This is a genomic window from Flavobacterium notoginsengisoli, from assembly GCF_014207905.1.
Lineage (GTDB): Bacteria > Bacteroidota > Bacteroidia > Flavobacteriales > Flavobacteriaceae > Flavobacterium > Flavobacterium notoginsengisoli_A.
In genome coordinates, this window is the sequence record NZ_JACHLB010000010.1 from 132721 (window position 1) to 139652 (window position 6932).

Here is a 6932-nt window from a genome sequence, read left to right on the forward strand (position 1 = left end):
GTAAAAAGTGAGTTGTGTTATGAGATCTAGTTTGATTTTGTTTTTTCGCTTTTCACATCTAACATCTCACAAATCACATTTTATATTCCAAAATATTCTGCCAATGGTCCAAGTGCCAATGCTGGGAAGAATGATAAAGCTGCGATAATTGCGATAACTGCAAAAGTCATAATTCCGAAGATCGTAGTATCTGTTTTAAGAGTTCCGGCGCTTTCAGGAATGTATTTTTTATTGGCTAATAAACCTGCAATTGCAAGAGGTCCGATGATTGGAATGAAACGGCTCAACAATAACACAATTCCAGTTGTGATATTCCAAAACGGATTATTATCTCCCAAACCTTCAAAACCAGAACCGTTGTTGGCGGCGCTCGAAGTATATTCATATAACATTTCTGAGAATCCATGATTTCCAGGATTGTTTAACCAGCCCGTTGCGTTTCCGCTGAACCAGTAGCCCATTGCCGTATCGTGCGCGGCAAAATAAGAAGCTAAAGCAGTTCCGGCTAAAATCAATAATGGGTGGATGATCGCGATAAAAGCAGCAATCTTAACTTCCCGAGCTTCAATTTTCTTTCCTAAAAATTCAGGAGTTCGACCGACCATTAATCCAGAAATAAACACAGCTAGAATAATAAAGATGTAAAAGTTGAGGTAACCGACACCGCATCCGCCGTAAAAAGCATTTACCATCATGGCTAATAACTGCATTGCTCCAGAAACCGGCATCGCACTATCGTGCATACTGTTTACAGATCCTGTAGAAATTACAGTTGTTGCAATACTCCAGAAACCTGAAATGGCAGGCCCAAACCGAACTTCTTTTCCCTCCATTGCTCCGGTTAATTGTGAAACTCCCATCTTTTCAATAGCAGGGTTTCCATTCATTTCGGCAGACATTGTCGGAATTACCAAGAGTAAGAATCCAACAGTCATTACACCAAAAATTACATAAGATAATTTCTTTTTGTTTAGGAAAAATCCAAGTGCAAAAATCATAGCAAATGGGACAATCAATTGTGCCCAAAGTTCAAGCGCATTCGAGAAATAGGTTGGGTTTTCTAACGGATGAGCTGAGTTAGCTCCAAAAAATCCACCTCCGTTTGTTCCAATATGTTTGATAGCCACAAAAGCAGCAGCTGGCCCGCGAGAAACTTCAACCTGATCACCTTGTAAAGTTGTAATAGCATCTTTTCCTTCAAAAGTCATAGGAGTTCCACTGAAAACTAATGCAATGGCAACAATTGCAGAAAGAGGAAGTAAGATACGAGTACAGCTTTTAACTAAATTATTATAAAAATTTCCTAGTTTATCGGTGGTTCTTTCGCGCATTGCGGTAAACACCATCACAGCGGCAGCGATTCCGACTCCAGCCGAAACAAACTGCAGGAACATTAAAACCATTTGTGACAAGTATGAAACGCCACTTTCACCTGAATAATGTTGTAAATCGCAATTGACTAAAAATGAAATGGCAGTATTAAAAGCCAAATCGGGAGTCATGGATGGGTTATTGTCTGGATTTAAAGGTAAAGAACCCTGAAAAAGTAAAACAAAAAAGCAGAGAAAGAACCAAAGCATATTGATACTTAAAAGTGCTTTTAAGTGTTGTTTCCAGTTCATTTCTTCAGCTGGATTAATACCGCTGACTTTAAAAATAAATTTTTCAATTGGATTGAAAATCGGGTCAAGGATTGTTTTGTCTCCTAAGAAAACTTTGGCAATATATTTTCCGAATGGAATTGCCAGAACAATCGTCAAGAGAAAAACTCCTATAACACCTATTAATTCTGTATTCATATTTTTTATTTTTTTAGTAAAAGGTAAGAGGTGATTTGTAAAATGTGGTTTGGAATGATTAAAATGAAATAATATCAACTTTTACATTTCACAAATAACATTTTGCATTTCACATAATTAAAATTTTTCAGGTTTGATTAATACATAAACCAAATACACGAAAACGGCGATTGAAATAATAAAGAGTGCTGTCATGATTTAGATTTTTTCAAAGAATTCAATTGATAAATAACAAATGGCAAACAGTAAAACTGCCAGTCCGAGTAGAAGAAAAGTGATCATTGGATTATTTTAGATTTAAAATTTGTGAAATGTGAGAAGTAAAATGTTTTTTGTGAAAAGCGATCAATACATTTTACATTTCACAAAAAACATTTTACACTAAACGCCTGAAGCATTAACCTGTTTGATATATTCTGCTTTAAGTGTTTGTGGAAAAAGATGTGAAATATTGCAGTGACGCATTTCCATAAAAGACGAAACAGAGAAAACATAGACATTTGAAATGGCGTTTTTAGTTTCAATGCTTCCGGTAATAAATAACCGTTCAGCAAGAGCTAAACATTTTTTTGCCCGAACGATATTGCCACAGATAATTGATTTTTTAGTAATCTCAGCAAACCGTTCAGCTTGTTTATAGATTGAGGTAACTTGATTTTTCATGAGAAGGATTTTTTAATGTTCTTTTCCCCTCTATGCCAAAATATGTTCCGAAAAAATGAAGTTATATGTAAAGTGTTGTAAATAAAAGAAATGTAGTTTCGTACCAAAAATTAGGCATAAAAAAAGCCTATCATTTTGATAAGCTTTTCTCGTTTTGATATAGTATTTGCAAGCCCCAGCGGGGCGACATATTTTTTAGATTACGTAGGTGTCGCTCCGCTGGAGCTTTTTATCAATTGGATTAATTATTCTATAGATATATTGCTTCTCCGAAGCTAAAAATTGAATTTGAAAATTGTCATTGATATTGTCGTTGTAATTGGAATTTGGAATTTAATTTTTGGAATTTTCTATTCCGTATTCTTCAATCTTTCTATACAAAGTCGCAATACCAATCTCTAACAATCTAGCCGTCTCAGCCTTATTTCCTTTAGTATAATTTAAAACCTTTTGAATATGTAGTTTCTCGACACTCTGCATGGAGAAAGCCGACATTGGTTTTGAATTATTTTCAGCCTGATGTTGCATTTCATAAGGCAGAACATCAGTAGTTAGAACATCTCCGCTGCTCAAAATAACCGATCTTTCAATTACATTTTTAAGTTCACGAATATTTCCCGGCCAGGAATAATTTTCTAATTTCTGAAGAAAATCGTCACCAATCTGCAAGGCTTTTTTATTCGTTTTTTCTGAAAATTGCTTCACATAATAATTCGCCAAAAGCGGAATATCTTTAACTCTTTCTCGTAAAGAAGGCAGTTTGATTTCGAAAATATTCAAACGGAAATACAAGTCTGAACGGAAACGATGTTCGTCGCTTTCTGTTTTTAAATCACGATTTGTAGCTGCAATTAATCTAAAATTTGATTTTTTAGGAGTTGTATCGCCAACGGGAATATATTCACTGGTTTCTAAAACACGCAATAATTTCGCTTGAAGATCAATCGGCATTTCTCCAATTTCATCCAGAAACAATGTTCCTCCATTTGCTTCTTCAATAAAACCTTTTTTATCTTTTAAAGCTCCGGTAAAAGCTCCTTGTTTGTGACCAAAAAGTTCGCTTTCCAGAATTTCTTTGCTGAAAGTACTACAGTTCAAAGCCACAAACGATTTTCCTGCACGATTGCTGTTTTCATGAATTGCTTGTGCAAAAACTTCTTTTCCGGTTCCGGTTTCGCCTGTAAGTAAAACGGTCGAATCGGTTTTGGCTACTTTTTGCGCCAGATCAATGACTTGTTCAATTCCTTTTGATTTACCTATAATAGTAGAAAAAGAATATTTATCGTTAATTCGTTTTTCTAATTGCTGTACTTTTTTCTGCAATTGTACTTTGTCAACAGCTTTATATAAAAGTGGAATAATTTTATCATTATCGTCGCCTTTTACAATATAATCGAAAGCTCCATTTTTCATGGCCTGAACGCCATCTGGAATATTTCCAAAAGCAGTCAGTAAAATAACTTCTGTTAAAGGAAAATTGTTTTTTATATTTTGAAGAAAATCAACGCCGTTTCCGTCAGGCAATTTTACATCACATAAAACAATATCAATTTCGGTTTGTTCCAGTTTTTTGAAACCCGATTTCAAATCTTTCGCTTCAAAAACTTCAAATCCTTCCGATTTTATAATACGTGCCAGCAGACTTCTCAGTTTTTCCTCGTCGTCTATAATTAAAATTTTGTGTGTCATTTGCAGATAAGCTAAAAACCGAATGAGTTTTTGATGTACAAATTTAGGCTTAAAATCGGTTCACTTTTTTGATTCTACAGAAATTATTTTTAGGATAATAGTAAGTTTTAAAATATTCTTTTGGAAAAGAAATGTACTTTTAGAGCAGAAAATGAACCACTAAAATTTATGTCAAAACGAATTCTCCTTATAATAGCGATCGTAATCTTCGGAAGTTTTAATAGTTTTTCAAATGGAATTATTCAAAAAGATTCTTCAAAACCGAAAACCATTTCATTCAAAATAAAACTAAAATCGGAAGATAAAATCAAAATTGCTGTTTCGCCTTTAAAATACAACAAACATTTTGCCTACAGTTTCACGCTCGATGACGGTTACAGATCTGCTTATTTAACTGCTTTTCCATTATTGGAAGGAGGAAAAATTTACAATTCTAATATAAACGAATGGAAAATCGATCAAGGTGGAGACGGAACAACTTCAAAAGGACTTTTTTATTCAGACGGAATGGGAGATAAAATTCCGTTTAAATTGGCATTAGCGATAAATGGAGGTTCGATTCGTGAGTTGCCAGAAAATCGTGGACATCTTTCGTGGAAAGAAATAAAAGAAATGTACGATGCCGGTTGGGATATTTTGAATCACAGTTTTCATCATGCCACAAAACATGGAACTAATTATTTAACAGAAGTAACTGATAATACAACTTCAATTAAGCAAAATTTAAATTTTACAATGTCTCATTTTGTGGTTCCAGGCGGAGAAGGTGATGAAAAATATTATTTAGAATATGAAAAAGAAGCTTTGGCTAACGGAAATTTTTCGGTGGCGTCTTATTATGGTACTGGCCCAGTTTATAAAGTGAATTCTAAAGTAGATTTAGATAAAATGATTTCGGCTAGAACTTTTGTATTGAGTTCAAAAGATACAACCAGTTTTAAAACAATGGATCGTTTTTTAAAAACCGTAGATTCAATAGTAAAACAATCCGATCCAGTTTGGTTCAACGATTTTACACACGGAACAGGAAATACAAATCTGTGGAATTTAAGCATACGTTTTCCTGATTTCAAATATTATATGACAACTTTGGCCGATAAATATGGCGCAAAAGGAAACGATTCCATTTGGATGGCGCCATGGCAGGAAGTTTACGAATATATTTGGTTAAGAGATAGAATTAAAGTCGATTTTCAGCAGAAAAACAAAGAAGTAATTGTGACGATTCAGCTTCCAGAAATTCCTCAAAATTTCAGAAATCGAGCTATTTCGTTAAACATAGAAACAAAATCTAAATTTGAAATAGAGTCGACTAAAGGTTTAAAGATCAAAAATGATGGTCAAACGAATCATAAACTAATTTTATTACAATTGTAGCGGTGATATTTGTAGTTACAAATATTATAATTCTCTTAACAGAAGAAAGCAAAACGCATTCATATAAATGACTTAATTTTGCATTTTAGCCTTAATTTATATGAAAAAAACAATTTCAGTCTCAATATTAGAACTTGCAATTATCAATCAAGATAGCAATGCAACAAAAACATTTCAAAAAACAAAAGACATTGCACAATTAGCCGACAAATTAGGATATAAAAGAATTTGGTTGGCAGAACATCACAATATGGCACACGTTGCGAGTACAGCAACCGTAGTTTTAATTTGTTATGTAGCAAGTCAAACAGAAAATATCCGCGTAGGTTCCGGCGGAATCATGCTTCCAAATCATTCGCCTTTAGTAGTAGCTGAACAATTTGGAACACTTGAAACACTTTATCCAAACCGAATAGATTTAGGTTTAGGAAGAGCACCAGGAACAGATCAGCCAACTGCAGAAGCAATTCGAAAAGACTTTTTTGAACAAGCACAACGCTTCCCGCAAAATGTAAGCAAGCTTCAAGAGTATTTTTCAAGTGAAAATGCCACAGGGAAAGTGCGTGCATTTCCGGCAGAAGGATTAAAAGTGCCAATATGGATTTTAGGCTCAAGTATGGATAGTGCAGCTCTCGCAGCAGCTTATGGATTGCCTTATGCCTTCGCTGGCCATTTTGCTCCAAAGCTTATGATTCAAGCTTTCGAGTTCTACCGTGAAAATTTCCAGCCTTCGGAGTTTTTAGACAAACCCAAAACAATGGCGTGTGTAAATGTTATAGCAGCTGATACAAATGAAGAAGCCGAATTACTATCTACAAGTTTGTATCAAATGTTTCTAAATTTAATTAGAAACGATCGTAAAGGTTTACAGCCACCAGTTGCATCGCTTGATGATATTATGAATGAAGCGGAACGCTATCATGTCAATCAAATGACAGCAGGAACATTTACAGGAAACAAAGAACAATTGATTACAGATCTAAAAAAGTTTGTCAACTATGCTAATATTGACGAACTGATGGTAACAAGTCCTATTTTTGATCATGAAGCAAAATTGAAAAGTATTCAAATCACAAAAGAGGTAATTGATAGTTTAAATTAAAAACTATACATATATATGTATAAGTAAAAAAGTATACTATAATATAAAGAGCAATCTCAACACAACCCGACAGATTTCAAAACCTGTCGGGTTTGTTTTTATACATATACATAAGTAGAAAAGTTATACTATAATATATAGGTGCGGTTCTTAAGACAGAGCGAATTTGGAATTTTAAATTTGAGTATTGAAATTTTGAGGAGCTTTATCCCGCTATCCGCTGCAATCTTTTTGTGGTGAACCCCACCACAAAAAGGATTTCCGCTCCTATCGGGGCTAGGGCACCGGTTTTCAGAAGAAAT

The 6932-nt window shown here is 34.3% G+C and carries 6 protein-coding genes; 2 read left to right on the forward strand and 4 right to left on the reverse strand.

Annotation, left to right across the window (positions count from 1 at the left end; all coding sequences use genetic code 11):
* Positions 1-80: 80 nt before the first annotated feature.
* The 4 genes from kdpA to HNP35_RS22635 all read right to left on the reverse strand — a co-directional run bounded on the left by kdpA (position 81) and on the right by HNP35_RS22635 (position 4151).
* Complete coding sequence (gene kdpA, locus HNP35_RS22620; RefSeq protein ID WP_184167539.1) at positions 81-1799, reverse strand: potassium-transporting ATPase subunit KdpA; 1719 nt, start codon at positions 1797-1799, stop codon at positions 81-83.
* Between the two features lie 117 nt (positions 1800-1916).
* Positions 1917-1994, reverse strand: a complete 78-nt coding sequence (kdpF, locus tag HNP35_RS22625) for a K(+)-transporting ATPase subunit F (RefSeq protein WP_081909388.1) — start codon at positions 1992-1994, stop codon at positions 1917-1919.
* A gap of 186 nt (positions 1995-2180) precedes the next feature.
* Entirely contained in the window at positions 2181-2462 is a 282-nt protein-coding gene (locus HNP35_RS22630; protein ID WP_135221802.1) for a DUF7674 family protein, read from the reverse strand.
* A 333-nt stretch (positions 2463-2795) separates the two neighbouring features.
* A complete protein-coding gene (locus tag HNP35_RS22635) occupies positions 2796-4151 on the reverse strand; it encodes a sigma-54-dependent transcriptional regulator (RefSeq protein WP_184167536.1) in 1356 nt (451 codons plus the stop codon).
* Between the two features lie 168 nt (positions 4152-4319).
* On the opposite strand from HNP35_RS22635, the gene HNP35_RS22640 reads away from it, so the two are divergent.
* Both HNP35_RS22640 and HNP35_RS22645 read left to right on the forward strand, forming a co-directional pair.
* Positions 4320-5528, forward strand: coding sequence for a polysaccharide deacetylase family protein (locus tag HNP35_RS22640; protein WP_184167533.1), 1209 nt, complete (start codon positions 4320-4322; stop codon positions 5526-5528).
* Between the two features lie 100 nt (positions 5529-5628).
* Entirely contained in the window at positions 5629-6630 is a 1002-nt protein-coding gene (locus HNP35_RS22645) for an LLM class flavin-dependent oxidoreductase (protein ID WP_184167530.1), read from the forward strand.
* Positions 6631-6932 lie beyond the last annotated feature (302 nt).

What these genes read in the sequence shown, in the direction of transcription:
- kdpA (WP_184167539.1), bottom strand. Translation starts at nt 1,799, where the DNA reads ATGAATACAGAATTAATAGGTGTTATAGGAGTTTTTCTCTTGACGATT.
- kdpF (WP_081909388.1), bottom strand. Translation starts at nt 1,994, where the DNA reads ATGACAGCACTCTTTATTATTTCAATCGCCGTTTTCGTGTATTTGGTT.
- HNP35_RS22630 (WP_135221802.1), bottom strand. Translation starts at nt 2,462, where the DNA reads ATGAAAAATCAAGTTACCTCAATCTATAAACAAGCTGAACGGTTTGCT.
- HNP35_RS22635 (WP_184167536.1), bottom strand. Translation starts at nt 4,151, where the DNA reads ATGACACACAAAATTTTAATTATAGACGACGAGGAAAAACTGAGAAGT.
- HNP35_RS22640 (WP_184167533.1), top strand. Translation starts at nt 4,320, where the DNA reads ATGTCAAAACGAATTCTCCTTATAATAGCGATCGTAATCTTCGGAAGT.
- HNP35_RS22645 (WP_184167530.1), top strand. Translation starts at nt 5,629, where the DNA reads ATGAAAAAAACAATTTCAGTCTCAATATTAGAACTTGCAATTATCAAT.